Source organism: Providencia sp. PROV268 (assembly GCF_028477805.1).
GTDB lineage: Bacteria > Pseudomonadota > Gammaproteobacteria > Enterobacterales > Enterobacteriaceae > Providencia > Providencia stuartii.
The window spans coordinates 50,828-66,335 of record NZ_JAMPLW010000010.1; the positions used below are offsets into that span (position 1 = coordinate 50,828).

The window sequence follows — 15,508 nt, forward strand, 5'->3', positions numbered from 1 at the left end:
AAATAACAATCATTATCATTTGCAAATTGTGCAATGCCAATTATTTTAGATTGAATAATCTGGCGTAATGCTTTGGATTAAGACGTAAAAATAACAACAAGGTTATCAAGATCATCAAAATATGCGCTATCCAAACCAAAGCAAAACTTTGGCTTACCTCATGTAACCAAGCAGCAAATAGAGGCCCAAAGGCCGCGATAATAAACCCGCCAGCTTGCATCAAGGAGGTTAATGCCCCCGCACTCACAGGGTGCGGAAGATGATCAAGAGAAGCAATAATACTCAATGCAAAACACCCACCTAACCCAATACCGATTAAACAAACCCACAAAAAAGCGAATAACTGAGGGAAAAACACTAACCCTGTAAACCCGATCATTTGGCTACATAATGTCACAATCAGCCAAAATCGACGGTCAATATTGTGAGAAGCAAGAATGGGAATTAACAAAGCAGAGAGGGCTTGAAACACGCTCAGTAAGGCAACCAGTGAACCACTATCAGCACTGCTCATACCTTGCTCAATAAAAAATGGCGCTAACCATGTGACTACCGTTCCATATCCTGCATTAACAAGGCCAAAACCAACCATGAGTAGCCAAGCCCTCGGCTTCGCTAAAAAGACAAAAACCGATCCTCGCCCATGGTTTTGATGCGTGGCTGATGAATCGATATTAACGACAACGGCGATTAGTGCAAATAAAGCGGGTAATGCCATCCATGCTAAAGCAATTTGCCAATGTCCTGAGGCTGTTGTACATGATTGTGCCATCTCGTTACAAGAAATATTGGCAAGTATCGGGGCCAACTGTGCACCCATCGCCCCACCCGCCATTAACATCGCGGAGTATAGCCCCGTCATCGCGGCCATTTTTTGTGGGAAACGTAATTTAATTAGTCCCGGAAATACCGCTTGAATATACGCAGCTCCCACACCACAAATAAAAGCGGTGATTAAGAGCTGCTCTCCATTAGTCACAAATAGACGCGATAAAGAGCCGATAAGCAACAATAACATCGCAAGGCTAAGCCCAACTCGCTCACCTAGCCTTTGGTTTAAGGCAGGAACAATTAAAGCGCCAACCCCCATTAATAGCATCGGTAACAGCGTCAGTAATGAAATGCTTTGGTAAGTCATCCCCGTAGTTTGGATAATCCCCTCGATCAGTGGACCTGGCCCCGTGATAAAGGGCCGTAAATTGATCCCGACTAATACGATGGTCATAACCAAACCTAATGAAGCAGTTTTATGCCCAGCCATTAATGTTGTTGTTCCCGCCAGAAAGTATAAAGCGCGGATTGAGCCTCATTTTCGGGTTTTAATTGAATAAAAGTCAGCCCACGTTGTTGCTGTGGCTCGACTCTCAGTGATTGGGCGATAGCCTCTGTCGATAAACCAAATGGCTCTGCATCTTGATTTGAATACGCATAAACAATCCGCGAAATCCCCGCCATACGCATCGCAGCTAAACACATTGGGCATGGCTGACCACTCGCATATACCACACAATCTTCTAACCGAGTGCGTTTTAAGGTTTCGCCTGCTTGACGTAACGCCATTAGCTCTGCGTGAGCCGTTGGATCGTTCAGCTCAAGCATCTGATTAACACCTGTTGCAACCACTGCGCCATCACGCACAATCACGGCGCCAAATGGCCGGCCACCAGCTTTAACATTCTCTTTAGCCAGTGAAATAGCTTGTTGTAAAAATTGTTTATCTTGCATTATTTCGCTCCTGAACGTTCAAGGATTTCAACCAAGTTGCTATATCCTTTCTGCTTTGCCAACGTCAATGGAGAATTGCCTGACGCATCTGCTAAATTAACATCAGCACCGCCTTTGATAAGTTGCGTCACAATCGTGGCATATTTTTCGCTGCCATCACCGAGTATGATAGCTTCTATTAATGCCGTCCAACCAAGTCTATTTACATGGTTAACATTAACACCGGCATCAATTAGGGTTTGCACAGTTTTCACGTGACCGCGTTCAGCAGCGGGGATCAATGCGGTTCCCCCATAGCGGTTAGTACTTGCTAGATCTGCACCATTTTCTAGTGTCATCTCTAAAATTTCTTGTAGCCCTCTGGCCCCCGCATACAGATAAGGTGAATCTTGGATTGCATCACGGGCATTGACGTTAGCCCCCTGCTCGATTAGAAAGCGAGCCACTTCGATTTGATTGGCATGTGTCGCTGCCATTAAAGGAGTACGTAAACGTAAATCACGCTGTTCAATATTTGCACCTTGCTTAAGGGCTTGAGTCACCCCAGAAAGATCCCCTTTTTCAGCAAGAGTCACCAACGACGATGAGTCTACTTGTGCAAATGATTTGGCCATTAATATCAGTGACATACTAAGAATACCTAACATATAAGCTAACCACTTGGTCGTTAAACACCATTTTTTCATTGTGCTCCTCCTTTGTCGTCTATTTAATCTACTGAAAATATATGCTATTTAAAAATTAAATATTTAAATGTCAGGTATCTATAAAATGAATACATTGCTGAATTTTATTCTACTTAAGACCTTTATTACTGTGGCAGAAACCGGTAATTTCACCGTCGCTTCACAACATTTAAACTCAACTCAATCCACGCTAAGCCAGCAAATCCAACGCTTAGAGGCTTTGGTTGGGCAGCCTTTATTTATCCGTGGTCATCGTATGCTCACACTGACGGAAACCGGCGAAGTACTTTTCAGTTATGCAAAGAAGATCATCGCGCTCAACGATATGTTTTTTATGAAAATCACGGGAAATGCGGTGATCCAAACGCTGCGCTTAGGTTTTCCGGAAGATTTTGCTTCAGGGCAAGTAACCCCGACTCTCGCCGCTTTTATGCATGAACACCCCAATATTCGTTTAGAGGTCACAAGTGGTCTTAGTCGCCAGTTATATCAACACTACCAGCAAGGAGCGCTTGATTTGATTATCGTTAAGCAGCGCAAGGGGGAATTTAAGAGTGATTATCGCTGGCCGGAGCCGTTATGTTGGCTAACGAGCGCCAATAATGAGTATTTAAATGCCGATTCTTTGCCTTTGATTGTTTTCCCTGAAAATGGCTTGTATCGTAACGATATGTTCCGCTTACTGGATATTGAACAGCGCCCTTGGCATATAACTTACACCTGTTCAAGCCTTGCAGGTATTCAAAGTGCCATTGCTGATGGGCTTGGGATCAGCTTACTGCCGTTACGCGCTAAGTTACCACAACATCGGATCCTGACGGAGCAAGAAGGTTTCCCCGCCGCCGAAGAGATGGAAATAGCGATGCATGTCCACGATAGTTCCGACTCGATTAAGGTGTTAGCAGAACGGTTGGCAAGACAGCTTGAACAACTTTGATAAAGAACATGATATGCAGAAACTCTTTGATCACCTAATCACGCTAGAAAAAAAGCTACATCATTATTCAAATAGAGATAATTTAGAATTTCTTGAAAATATTCTGCACCCAGCGTTTTTAGAATTTTGCCGCTCTGGTGTGAGCGCCGATAAAACAGAGACACTTTTAGCCCTCACCCAAGCTAATAATTTATTGGAAATTCACTCCGAAAATTTCCAATGTGCACAGATAGATGCGAATACAGTGCTCATCACCTATTTAAGTTTTCAACTTGATAATGAGATACGTATTAAACAAACACTACGTTCATCGATTTGGAGCAAAAATCATCACAACCAATGGCAGCTCCGTTTCCACCAAGGAACACCAAGCTCGTTATAAATGCTTTTTTGCTGCATCGTAAACGTCATTACGATTACACTTTCCTATGACATATAAACAAATTTCGTTTATTTACTCTATGCAATTTCATGGCTACTATTTTATTTGTTTATTGAAAATAATATCTAATAAATTTAAATAGTTAATGGAATAAATAAAAGGAAATTAAAATGAAAAGACACCCTATTCGGCCTAACTACGACCCCTATAATTGTAATAGTGGTATACCTCATATACCTGATACACACTGGGATCCACATTCAAAAGCATGGGAGTTCAATGATGTACAAGTTAATCATGACTTCATCCCAGCAAGCTTGCCGCCTGAAGTCAAGGATGCATTAAAGAACAATATTTGTCTTGTTTGTGGTGAAAAGAATTGTCCGTACCTTAAAGAGAAAAATTTTCAAGAATTAATTAAAGCGATCAATAGTGGTGATAAGACGGGTGCTTTAAGAATTTACAGTCAAAGATTTGCGCAATTCAGGAATATGAAAAAAAGCATTATTATGGCGAGTTTAGATAGAGCCAGAGTCGCAAGGGAAAGACAAGGTCCATGTGGTTATTCAGGGCCTATACAGTCAACAGGTATTATTGCAATGCCAGGGATATGGAGTGCGTGGAAAGATCTCCTCACAAGTATGCCAAATGAAATTACCAATACTCCCCATTCGTATACAGTTAATTTTAATAATTCATCAAACTTAGAGTCATCATTTGATGTGGAGATTAAATATCCAATATCTAGTGGAATGAAAACGGTTAATACAGTGGGACCAGGAGCTTATCTTATTGAAGCTACTGGTGGTGGAACTGCAAGTATACGCATAAAATCACATTCAGTACCTATCACGGTCAGTATAAGCTTCCCTAAATAATTCATTATTTAACTATATAAAACTAAAAGAAGTACAACGTGATTTCTTTTAGTTTTTAGCATTTCGTCCATAACTTTCTAAAATATTATTTATTACTTTTTTATCCGAAAATGCCTGTCTATATCCATTTTCAGATTGTATTTCCCCTGCGATATACGTTTGAGAAATTTTATTTACACCGAAGTAAAGAGATACCTTTTTACCAATATTTTTACTCAGAAGAGAATTAAATCTTTCCGAACATTTAGGTGTTCTATTGATCTCAATATTCAAAACATAGTCATTTTTTAACTGTGAATGTCCCAATTGAAGTACAGAAACACACTCTTTTTCTAAAATAAACTCATCATTTTCAAATTTATAGACGAGCCTATCGTTGTTACCTGCCACTGAACAACCTATTGATAAGACACCAACAATAGCGATTAAAAAATTCTGGATCCATCGACTCACTCAAATATCTCCTTTATAACAAATAAAAAATAATAACTTCCATCTTAGCTTGTTATACATTTAGTTTCAGTGCTCAAAAATACAAAAATCCCCCTGTAAGATAACCCTACTGAGGGATTGATTTAGCGATTAGCTTGGTTAACCAAGCCTAAGCACAATTATAGAACGTCAACGCAGTTCAGTTCTTTGAACGCTTGCTCTAAACGAACAACCATGGATTCTTGACCTTTACGCAGCCATACGCGTGGGTCATAGTATTTTTTGTTAGGCTTGTCATCACCTTCTGGGTTACCCAACTGACCTTGCAGATAACCTTCGTTCTTTTTGTAGTAGTTCAGGATACCTTCCCAAGTTGCCCACTGAGTATCTGTGTCGATGTTCATTTTGATAACACCGTAGCTAACAGCTTCTTTGATTTCAGCAGCGCTTGAACCAGAACCTCCGTGGAAAACAAAGTCTAGGCTGTTGTGAGGCAGGTTAAATTTCTCAGAAACATAGTCCTGTGAATTACGTAGAATTTTTGGTGTTAACTGTACGTTACCTGGCTTATAAACACCGTGAACGTTACCGAAAGAAGCGGCGATAGTGAAACGAGGACTGATTGCGCTCAGTTTCTCATACGCGTAAGCAACGTCTTCTGGTTGAGTGTACAGCGCAGAGCTATCCATACCGGTGTTATCAACACCGTCTTCTTCACCACCAGTACAACCCAGTTCGATTTCCAGCGTCATATCGATTTTCGCCATACGAGCCAGATACTTAGCACAGATCTCGATATTTTCTTCCAGAGTTTCTTCAGACAAGTCAATCATGTGTGAAGAGAACAGAGGCTTACCGGTTTTCGCATAGTGTTTTTCACCTGCGTCTAGCAAACCATCAATCCATGGCAGCAATTTACGTGCACAGTGGTCAGTATGCAGGATCACAGGAACACCATAATGCTCAGCCATTTGATGGACGTGTTGAGCACCTGAAATGGAACCTAAAATAGCCGCTTGTTGGCCTTCCGCTTTTAAGCCTTTACCTGCGATAAAAGCAGCACCGCCGTTAGAAAACTGAACAATAACTGGAGCACGTACTTTCGCTGCCGCTTCAAGTACGGCATTAATTGAGTCTGTACCGACACAGTTCACCGCTGGCAATGCAAAGTTATTTTCTTTGGCAACTGCGAAAACTTTTTGTACATCATCACCTGTGAGAACACCCGGTTTTACAAAATCAAAAATTTTAGACATTTGAAAAGGTCCTGTGTTAAACAGGCTGCATCGGCAGCCTGTTGTTCATGACAAATTAATTACGCTTTAGCACGTTCTTCCAGCATCACAACTGCTGGCAGCTTTTTACCTTCAACAAACTCAAGGAAAGCACCGCCGCCAGTTGAGATGTATGAAATTTTATCCGCGATACCAAACAGATCGATAGCCGCTAATGTGTCACCACCACCCGCGATAGAGAAAGCTTCACTATCGGCGATAGCACGAGCAACGATTTCTGTTCCTTTACGGAAGTTAGGGAATTCAAAGACACCAACAGGGCCATTCCACAGAATGGTTTTGGCATTTTTCAAAATTTCAGCCAGACGCTCAGCAGACTCATCACCTAAGTCCAAAATCTGCTCGTCATCTTTAATTTTTGAACTGGATTTCAGTGTCGCTTCGGCAGTTTCAGAGAACTCTGTCGCCACACGAACATCAGTCGGAACTGGGATATGGCAGTTTGCCAGTAATTTTTTCGCTTCAGGGATCAGGTCCGCTTCATATAAAGAGCGACCAACGTTGTTGCCTTCTGCCGCGATAAAGGTATTTGCAATACCACCACCAACGATTAATTGATCGGCAATTTTAGATAGAGAATCTAATACCGTTAGTTTTGTTGATACTTTTGAGCCACCTACGATAGCGACCATTGGGCGAGCAGGGTTATCTAATGCTTTACCTAATGCTTCAAGTTCAGCACTTAACAGAGGGCCTGCACATGCAATCGGAGAGAACTTCGCCACGCCATGCGTTGATGCTTGAGCGCGGTGAGCAGTGCCGAAAGCATCCATAACGTAAACATCACATAATGCAGCGTACTGTTTTGATAGCGTTTCGTCGTCTTTTTTCTCGCCTTTGTTAAAGCGTACGTTTTCCAAAACGACAAGTTCACCCTCTGCGATATCCACACCACCAAGGTAGTCTTTTACAAGACGAACAGGATAATCGATTTTGTCGGCTAGATAGTCAACAACAGGCTGCAGTGAAAATTCTTCATTGTACTCGCCTTCAGTCGGACGACCGAGGTGAGATGTGACCATGACTTTAGCACCTTGCTTGAGAGCAGTTTCGATTGTTGGTAATGAAGCACGGATACGTGCGTCAGAAGTAACTTTGCCATCTTTTACAGGAACGTTTAGGTCAGAGCGGATGAAAACGCGTTTACCCGCTAGGTCCAAATCGGTCATCTTAATTACAGACATGGTGAATCCTCTTGTTGATTCTCTATAAAGTTTTCATTAATGGCTGTTTGGGTATCAGTTTACCCTACCGTCTGTCAGCCGTTAATTAGTTGAAACCTGTTGCTGCCATCGCTAATGTTGTATCTAGCATCCGGTTAGCAAACCCCCACTCGTTATCACACCAAACAAGGGTTTTAATTAAATGCTTGCCGCTAACTCGCGTTTGCGTCCCATCAACAATCGCACTGTGTGGATCATGATTGAAATCCATCGAGACTAACGGTAATTCAGTATAGTCTACTATACCACGAAAATGACCATGTGCGGCGCTTCGCAACAGTTCGTTTACTGTAGCCACACTAACATCACTGTGCACGGTAACACTCAAATCGATAGCTGTCACATTGGTTGTCGGCACACGTACTGATATCGCCTCAAAATGGTCTTGGAATTTAGGAAAAATCCGCGTAATTCCTGCTGCCAACTTTGTATCAACAGGAATAATAGATTGGCTAGCCGCTCGCGTTCTTCTTAAATCATGATGATACGCATCGATCACCGGCTGATCATTCATTGATGCGTGGATCGTTGTCACCGTACCCGATTCAATCCCAAAAGCATCATCGAGTAATTTAATAATCGGGATAATGCAATTTGTGGTACAAGATGCGTTTGAAACAATTTTATCTTCAATCGTTAAGTTATCATGATTAACACCATAGACAACTGTCGCATCCAAATCATCCGTACCAGGGTGAGAGAACAGTACTTTCTTCGCGCCTGCTTCAAGGTGTGCTAAGCCATCTGCACGGGAACCAAACACCCCAGAGCAATCAAGTACGACATCAACCCCTAGCTCTTTCCAAGGTAAGGCGCCGATATCAGGCTGATGGAAAAGACGAATGTTATCGTCGCCAACCTGTAACAACGCACCATTAAGACGGACATCCCAAGCAAAGCGCCCATGGCTAGAGTCGTACTTGAGCAAATGAGCAATCCCTTCAGGAGTTGCTAGCTCATTGACCGCGACAACGACTATTTCAGCACGCCGCCCTGACTCGTATAACGCCCTTAGTACACTCCGCCCGATCCGGCCAAAGCCGTTAATCGCCACTTTTATTGGCATCCTACACCTTGAATTTCAACAAAATCACACGGCTGATAAGGATAACTGACTCACACAAACTCTACTGCTGATTTTAACTGTCAAACATCAAAAGTGTGCTTCACTCGACATTTTTGAAATTTTTTATCTCAATCACAGCAAAAACTGAAACGGTTCAGCTAATTAAGAATTAGATTAAGGGATATATTCACAGAACGCAATAGTCAAACCCAATGAAATGCACAAAAAAACAACGCCCCTGCACCAAAATTGATACAGAGGCGTATTTTCACTCGTGATTACTGCCTATCTCTAGGTCGTAACCGCAATTATTTCAGCAATGATTTCGCTGCTTTTACCGCATTTTCAACAGTAATACCGAACTCTTTAAATAGCTCTTCGGCAGGTGCAGACTCACCAAATGAGTGCATACCAACGATAGCACCATTCAGACCTGTATACTTAAACCAGTAATCTGCAATGCCCGCTTCAATCGCAACACGCTTAGTGACGCTTGAAGGTAGAACAGCTTCACGGTATGCCGCATCTTGCTTATCAAATACTTCAGTTGAAGGCATTGAAACAACACGCACTTTATGACCTTCGCCAGATAGTTGATCCGCAGCTTTCACCGCCAACTCAACTTCTGAACCTGTCGCAATAAAGATAAGCTCAGGCTGACCTTCGCTATCTTTCAGGATATAAGCCCCTTTCTCGATTTCAGCTAATTGTGTCGCTGTACGAGGTTGTTGCTCCAGATTTTGACGGGAGAAAATAAGCGCACTTGGGCCGTCTTTACGTTCAATAGCGTATTTCCATGCCACCGCTGATTCAACTTGGTCACATGGACGCCATGTATTCATGTTTGGCGTCACGCGCAGGCTAGCTAATTGCTCAACAGGTTGGTGAGTTGGACCATCTTCACCCAGACCGATAGAGTCGTGAGTGTAAACAAAGATACTACGCACTTTCATCAGTGCAGCCATACGCACCGCGTTACGCGCATATTCAACGAACATTAGGAATGTTGCACCATAAGGAACAAAACCGCCATGCAGAGCGATACCGTTCATGATTGCTGACATACCAAATTCACGGACACCGTAGTGGATATAGTTACCCGCTTTGTCTTCGTTCAGTGGTTTAGAGCCTGACCACATTGTCAAGTTACTTGGTGCTAGGTCAGCAGAGCCGCCTAAGAACTCAGGTAAGACTTTACCGAAGGCTTCTAATGCATTTTGTGATGCTTTACGGCTTGCGATATTCGCAGGGTTCGCTTGCAGATGTTCAATAAATTTTTTCGCTTCTGCATCGAAATTCGCCGGTAGCTCACCCGCCATACGACGTTTAAATTCTTCAGCTAATTCAGGGAATGCTTTTGCATAAGCGGCAAATTTTTCATTCCAAGCATGTTGTTTTTCTTTACCTGCATCACGCGCATCCCAAGCTTTATAGATTTCTTGTGGGATCTCGAATGGGCCATATTGCCAATCCAGAGCTTTACGAGTCGCCGCAATTTCAGCATCACCTAATGGTGCACCATGGACTGATTCAGTGCCTGCTTTATTGGGTGAACCAAAGCCGATCACGGTTTTGCACATAATCAATGTTGGCTTGTCTGTTTCGCGCTGTGCTTCAGTAATAGCAGCATGAATTTGGTCAGCATCATGACCGTCGATATCACGAATAACATGCCAGCCGTAAGATTCAAAACGCCCTGCCGTATCGTCTGTAAACCAACCTTGTACATGACCATCGATAGAGATACCGTTATCATCGTAAAACGCGATCAGTTTGTTTAACTTCAGCGTACCAGCCAAAGAACAGGCTTCGTGGGAGATCCCTTCCATCATACAACCATCGCCCATAAACACATAGGTGTGGTGGTCGACGATGTCATGGCCTGGACGGTTAAATTGAGCAGCTAATGTACGCTCTGCAATAGCAAAACCAACTGCGTTTGCGATACCTTGCCCTAATGGACCGGTTGTGGTTTCAACACCTGGAGTATAACCATATTCAGGGTGGCCAGGGGTCTTAGAGTGGAGCTGGCGGAAGTTTTTTAACTCATCCATAGATAAGTCATAACCCGTCAGATGCAGCAAGCTATAGATCAACATTGAACCATGGCCATTTGACAGCACAAAGCGGTCACGGTTAGCCCAGTGTGGATCTGCTGGGTTATGATTCATATAGTCACGCCACAGCACTTCAGCAATATCAGCCATGCCCATAGGCGCACCAGGGTGCCCTGATTTTGCTTTTTGAACCGCATCCATACTTAGAAAGCGGATAGCATTAGCAAGGGTTTTACGAGTCGTCATTAATATACTCCAGGTCGGATAAAAACGTACTTAAACCAATTTTCACAACGCAATATGGAATTGTTGCACTTTTTCACAGACAAGCTATGAAACTAACGCAATTTGCTCCATACAGCAATTATTCGCTACATTTGTGCCCGCGAATCGTCAATAAATTAAACTATTTCAGAGCTGAATCCTTTCCATTGCGCAAAATATCACTTAAAGATGATTTTTTTGCGCAAATCATTACCCTTATTAAACCTGAGTTTACCATCAGGGATCAAGGTGATTTGTCATTCTTATGCATTTAGGGATAACAATAGTGATTATTAGCAAATTTTGCTATGAAAAATTGGTGGATTAGATAAGAGATAAGCGTGGCTCTACACATCGAAACAAAAAATCCCTATTCGTTATACGACTTGGTTATAATCTCGATACAACAGGAGCACACTAGCCGCCAAAAAATGAGTATATTTAGCTCAAAAGTGCTGAATAACCAATGCAGATAGGAATGAAGAAGAGATATCTGCTAATAAATAAAAATAATGCATTAGAGGTTTAATTGTGGCATTTGAAATTTTTCGCAATAATATTGTGCACTACGGCTTTCATTTTTTAGTGACAATCTTATTTGGCTATCTATTTTGGCGAAACTAGCTGAAAATTAGCAGCATTATTGATGATAACAACCATGACAGTCGATTTAGATCATTTACTGGCCTATCCGATTTTTGAGCCTAATCAATAGAGTATTGGTTTCCATTCGTTACACACTGGTTGGGCGGCTATCGCATATGTGATGATATTTTTACTACCATCATGGAAATTAAAAGCAATTGCGGTGGGGTATTTATTCCATCTTTTTACCGACTCACTGGATTGTTATATGGCAAATTTAAAACAAAATACCACCTATATCGTTCTCATTGAGAAATATCATATGCACAGCCCCCACTATATTAGTGGTTAGCCATATACAAACCAAAATCGGCTATTTATGATAATAAATATCAATAGTCATAAATAGCCAAATTCTACATTTTATTTATATCACTAAAAACAATAAATATCCTTGGAGCTACTTGCCCATGCTCCGATAAAAACCAACATATGCATTAGCAAATAATTGGCAGCCAAATTTGATACCTTCTTTAATCATAAATTGATATTTTGGTTCATCCCAATATTGATTGACTACTTTCAAAAAATCTTCTGAGTGCTCAATATCCAGTTCTCGATGTAAACCATAATGGGTGATCTTATCTTCTGGCAGCCAACCCTCTTTAGTTATAGCTTCAAATATCATGCACGATACATCAACAAACGTTCTCTCAATACCTGCATACATAGAAGCAGCAAAACGAAAATCACAAAAAGCAGAAACTCCACGTAATGCTTCATTAAAGATCCGAGCATTCGGAGGGGGGGTCTGTAAGTCAATACTGGATATATCACCGCCTAAACGTTCGATCAAAGTTAAGATTGTATTTCCATGTACATTTTCTTTGATACCTTGACCATGTTCTTCCCAAAGATTACCCACCAAGGCAATTCGTGAAATGGGGTCGGATATATTGGCAATAATTTGTGCCATTGGCCTACTGAAAAAATAAACCATCGATGCAAATTCTAATTGGCTATTTAAAAATTGTTCATGGGTCATTTCACCAGAAGTCAGAGATTTAAAGTAGGGATTTTCAGGTAGATTTAAATCAAGTATAGATGATTCCAATTGATTTTTTAATTCTATATTCAATGACATACATCAACCTCCAAGTTTATTTTCAGGGAAGAATACGTTTTTTATCAAACAAGATAAAAGTAAATTAATCATTTCCTTTAAAATAACCATGGCATATTTCAGTTACATTGACTCATATTTAATTATATTAATCATTAATAATTTATTACCCTATTAATTTACCAATAAAAATAACATCATGAAATATACAAATTTAAATAATTCTAATTATTAACAAAGTAAAATAACCATTCTAATTACCAATATATAAATTATATTTTCATCGCTTTGTTTTAATTAAAAGTACATGATGATATTTTGTCGCTTTTATGGACGCTAAGAATAATGATGATAGGGGGGATTTTTACCGATTCATTGGATTGTGATATGGAAAGAGTTTAATCCTAAACACACCACATAATATTTGAATACGATAGCTTTGGCTCAGTTTTTTAATTATCGCAAGTTGTTCAGGGAGTCTGACATCACCAGAAAAGTAGCCTTCTTTAAGAGCTCGTTATGCTTTTCGAGGTGAGCAATTTTCTTTTTTAGTGCACGAGTTTCAACTTGTTCTGGTGTCATTGTCGATGCTTTTGGCGAAATACCTTTACGCTCATTTTTGAGTTGCCGAACCCATTATCCAATGGTTGATTTACCCACGCCCATGGCATTGGCAGCTTCGGCCGCGGAACAATTTTAATCAATGACAAATTGAGTCGCTTCAAGTTTAAGTTCAGCACTTAAAAATCGTTTTATACGTTTTGCAATAAATGTCACCTGTTTTTTATGAGGTAATATATCACCTCTGACTTGGTAACCAAATTAACTTTACTACTCCAAATTTTCATAAATCCAGTAAATTTCTGAGAAATGGGAACATATTCAATTTCTGTAGCTATTACTTATAAGATTAGTCTAATATGCACTCATTTCTCTAAATAAAAATACCGTTGATAGCACCTGCATATCCAAAATTAGAGCAAATGGCATCACTCAATTTGTAAATAGCAATGAAATTGATGTCGCTTTATTATTTATTGTAAGATGCATTTCAATTAATTGTACCTATTACTACAACACTTGTTTGATATTCCCCTGCTGTAACACTCCCTGTAGACGATTTTAGCTGTCCATCAATTGTGAATGTCACTTCCCCTATCCCCGTATTAACGATCGATGACCCGCCTAATTTCCCATTTATACCAATAGAAGCATTAAAAGGGCCCAGTTTAACTGAATCTCCACCAACCACAGTAAAGGTAATAGATGCATCCTTTGTACAAGATACTGAGCCTATAGATTGAGCCATGTTTCCAGCCCAGTCATTCATGCCTACAGTTCCAAAGTTCAGATCAGGTAAATTCACATTACATACAGCTGGGATGTCAGGAATTAACCCAGAAGGAATATCAGTGCCACGTACAGTATTATAAAATAAAGACCGGCAAGTAGAACTGTTGACTGTATTTGATGTGCAAGCGATTACATCTGCCAAAGCAGTCATAGACCCATTACGAGGTAAAACCCGAGTATGATTATAACTTCCATTTGAGCAAGACCGATTGGCACATATACCAGATATACCCCGCCAAATATAAAATTTGTTGATGCTTGGTAATGGAATATTAACTGTCGGTAAATCGGATAAAATAGCTTGATTACATGGTTTATCAACCTTTATATACAGATTGGGATCATAAAATACATCACCAAACACATCCCAACGCAGATGCCCGTAACTGTAATCATACTCGCCGTCAGACTCAGAAAAGTATAGAGTTCCATACAAATAACATGATGATCCTCCTGATACGTTAGAAAGTGTATTGTATTTAGCATCAATAGTCACTGCTCCACCGGAGTAGCCATAACTTTCAGCGGACATAACTCCAGTATCATACCCAGCAGAATTGGTTATAGGACGCCGATCAATATTATCTTGGATTTTATATACTGTTCCAAATATTGAAAAAGACCCTTCACCATATCCTATTGCTCTTTGCGGAGTATTGTTCTGATTGAAGTAAGATGCCCCAATAGAAGTTAATGGAAAAGTGAATAGCAAAAGAGCTAACTGAATGCGCATTTATGGATTCCTTGTGTCGCTTGATAATGAATACTCATCAACGAAATCTATTTTGAAATTGAATACCAAGAAATTTGCCACCGCTTAAACTGTTATTGTGAGATAAATACTAAGCAATAGATGGCAAATAAATCACTACTAAACCTTAGCGAGCATTGACGTATATAGTCTTGCACTAGCCTGATAGAAAACACCCCGTCTCTACCCCGTAAAATGGAGCATCGCTTCACTGATATATCAACATATACGTCAGCGTCGCCGTAAAAAAACCCGGCTGAATGCTCTCTACCGTTGCGTCTTCCACTGCCTGTATATATGACCGTAACCGTATCGTCATATCCCCTTTTTTTATCGGCATTAAAGGCTCTACCTGAGTGTTATTAATGGGTAACGCTACACCACTCGGGGTTTCAAGACCTATCGCAATCCCACTAGCCTGACTTCCAGCATCCACATTCAGTAATCCATTGTCGGTCGTCGAAACACCGCTAAATTTCACTGCAATACTATTTCCCAAAGAAGTATCACAATCCGTCAAATGAAATTGGATGTCTTCCTTGCTATAACGACGTTGTCCATTCAGCAAATCCTTTGAATTAATATTGCCCCCAAAGTCAACTCCGAAGTTCTCATAATTCGGGTCAACCGTGCACGGCAACGCAATCAACGTTCCACTGTACTGAATATCATTACTGTTCGCCGCCTGAGCCACTGACGGTAGAAAACTGCAACACCACAGTATTGCACTCATCGACATCCAGAAAGTTCT

General features: G+C 40.8%; 14 protein-coding genes and 2 pseudogenes. 4 read left to right on the top strand and 12 right to left on the bottom strand.

Annotation, left to right across the window (positions count from 1 at the left end; translation table 11 throughout):
- Positions 1-40 precede the first annotated feature (40 nt).
- Genes PR699_RS08695 through PR699_RS08705 form a run of 3 tightly spaced genes read right to left on the bottom strand, consistent with a single transcriptional unit; the run spans position 41 to position 2,411 of the window.
- Complete coding sequence (locus PR699_RS08695) at positions 41-1,261, bottom strand: cyanate transporter (protein WP_014656750.1); 1,221 nt, start codon at positions 1,259-1,261, stop codon at positions 41-43.
- Entirely contained in the window at positions 1,261-1,725 is a 465-nt protein-coding gene (locus PR699_RS08700) for a nucleoside deaminase (protein WP_014656751.1), read from the bottom strand. The genes PR699_RS08695 and PR699_RS08700 overlap by 1 nt, the downstream gene beginning before the upstream one ends.
- Complete coding sequence (locus PR699_RS08705) at positions 1,725-2,411, bottom strand: ankyrin repeat domain-containing protein (protein ID WP_014656752.1); 687 nt, start codon at positions 2,409-2,411, stop codon at positions 1,725-1,727. The genes PR699_RS08700 and PR699_RS08705 overlap by 1 nt, the downstream gene beginning before the upstream one ends.
- A gap of 85 nt (positions 2,412-2,496) precedes the next feature.
- On the opposite strand from PR699_RS08705, the gene PR699_RS08710 reads away from it, so the two are divergent.
- The 3 genes from PR699_RS08710 to PR699_RS08720 all read left to right on the top strand — a co-directional run bounded on the left by PR699_RS08710 (position 2,497) and on the right by PR699_RS08720 (position 4,608).
- Entirely contained in the window at positions 2,497-3,348 is an 852-nt protein-coding gene (locus tag PR699_RS08710; protein WP_014656753.1) for a LysR substrate-binding domain-containing protein, read from the top strand.
- Between the two features lie 13 nt (positions 3,349-3,361).
- Positions 3,362-3,730 carry a DUF4440 domain-containing protein gene (locus tag PR699_RS08715; protein WP_223854846.1) on the top strand — a complete coding sequence of 123 codons (369 nt, stop codon included), beginning with the start codon at positions 3,362-3,364 and terminating at the stop codon, positions 3,728-3,730.
- 170 nt (positions 3,731-3,900) lie between these two features.
- Positions 3,901-4,608 (top strand): colicin Z family toxin, encoded by a 708-nt coding sequence (locus PR699_RS08720; protein ID WP_004927264.1) that lies wholly within the window; start codon positions 3,901-3,903, stop codon positions 4,606-4,608.
- A gap of 48 nt (positions 4,609-4,656) precedes the next feature.
- On the opposite strand, the gene PR699_RS08725 is transcribed toward PR699_RS08720, so the two are convergent.
- From PR699_RS08725 to tkt, 5 genes are all read right to left on the bottom strand, one after another.
- A complete protein-coding gene (locus tag PR699_RS08725) occupies positions 4,657-5,061 on the bottom strand; it encodes a hypothetical protein (RefSeq protein ID WP_004927262.1) in 405 nt (134 codons plus the stop codon).
- A 158-nt stretch (positions 5,062-5,219) separates the two neighbouring features.
- A complete protein-coding gene (gene fbaA, locus PR699_RS08730) occupies positions 5,220-6,296 on the bottom strand; it encodes a class II fructose-bisphosphate aldolase (RefSeq protein ID WP_004927260.1) in 1,077 nt (358 codons plus the stop codon).
- Between the two features lie 59 nt (positions 6,297-6,355).
- Complete coding sequence (gene pgk / locus PR699_RS08735) at positions 6,356-7,519, bottom strand: phosphoglycerate kinase (protein ID WP_004927258.1); 1,164 nt, start codon at positions 7,517-7,519, stop codon at positions 6,356-6,358.
- An 85-nt stretch (positions 7,520-7,604) separates the two neighbouring features.
- Positions 7,605-8,624, bottom strand: coding sequence for an erythrose-4-phosphate dehydrogenase (gene epd, locus PR699_RS08740; RefSeq protein WP_004927255.1), 1,020 nt, complete (start codon positions 8,622-8,624; stop codon positions 7,605-7,607).
- A 308-nt stretch (positions 8,625-8,932) separates the two neighbouring features.
- The gene (gene tkt / locus PR699_RS08745) at positions 8,933-10,927 is read right to left on the bottom strand and encodes a transketolase (RefSeq protein WP_014656754.1); all 1,995 of its coding nucleotides are present in this window, start codon (positions 10,925-10,927) and stop codon (positions 8,933-8,935) included.
- 549 nt (positions 10,928-11,476) lie between these two features.
- Between tkt and PR699_RS08750 the strand changes: the two are divergent.
- Positions 11,477-11,882, top strand: a pseudogene (locus tag PR699_RS08750) (DUF6122 family protein).
- Between the two features lie 108 nt (positions 11,883-11,990).
- Here PR699_RS08750 and PR699_RS08755 read toward each other — a convergent pair.
- The 4 genes and pseudogenes from PR699_RS08755 to PR699_RS08770 all read right to left on the bottom strand — a co-directional run bounded on the left by PR699_RS08755 (position 11,991) and on the right by PR699_RS08770 (position 15,490).
- A complete protein-coding gene (locus PR699_RS08755; RefSeq protein ID WP_014656755.1) occupies positions 11,991-12,674 on the bottom strand; it encodes a TenA family transcriptional regulator in 684 nt (227 codons plus the stop codon).
- Between the two features lie 379 nt (positions 12,675-13,053).
- A pseudogene (locus tag PR699_RS08760) lies at positions 13,054-13,421 on the bottom strand (transposase); the annotation flags it as partial.
- A gap of 283 nt (positions 13,422-13,704) precedes the next feature.
- Positions 13,705-14,739 (bottom strand): hypothetical protein, encoded by a 1,035-nt coding sequence (locus PR699_RS08765; protein ID WP_014656756.1) that lies wholly within the window; start codon positions 14,737-14,739, stop codon positions 13,705-13,707.
- A gap of 226 nt (positions 14,740-14,965) precedes the next feature.
- Entirely contained in the window at positions 14,966-15,490 is a 525-nt protein-coding gene (locus tag PR699_RS08770; RefSeq protein ID WP_225829620.1) for a fimbrial protein, read from the bottom strand.
- Between the last annotated feature and the right edge of the window lie 18 nt (positions 15,491-15,508).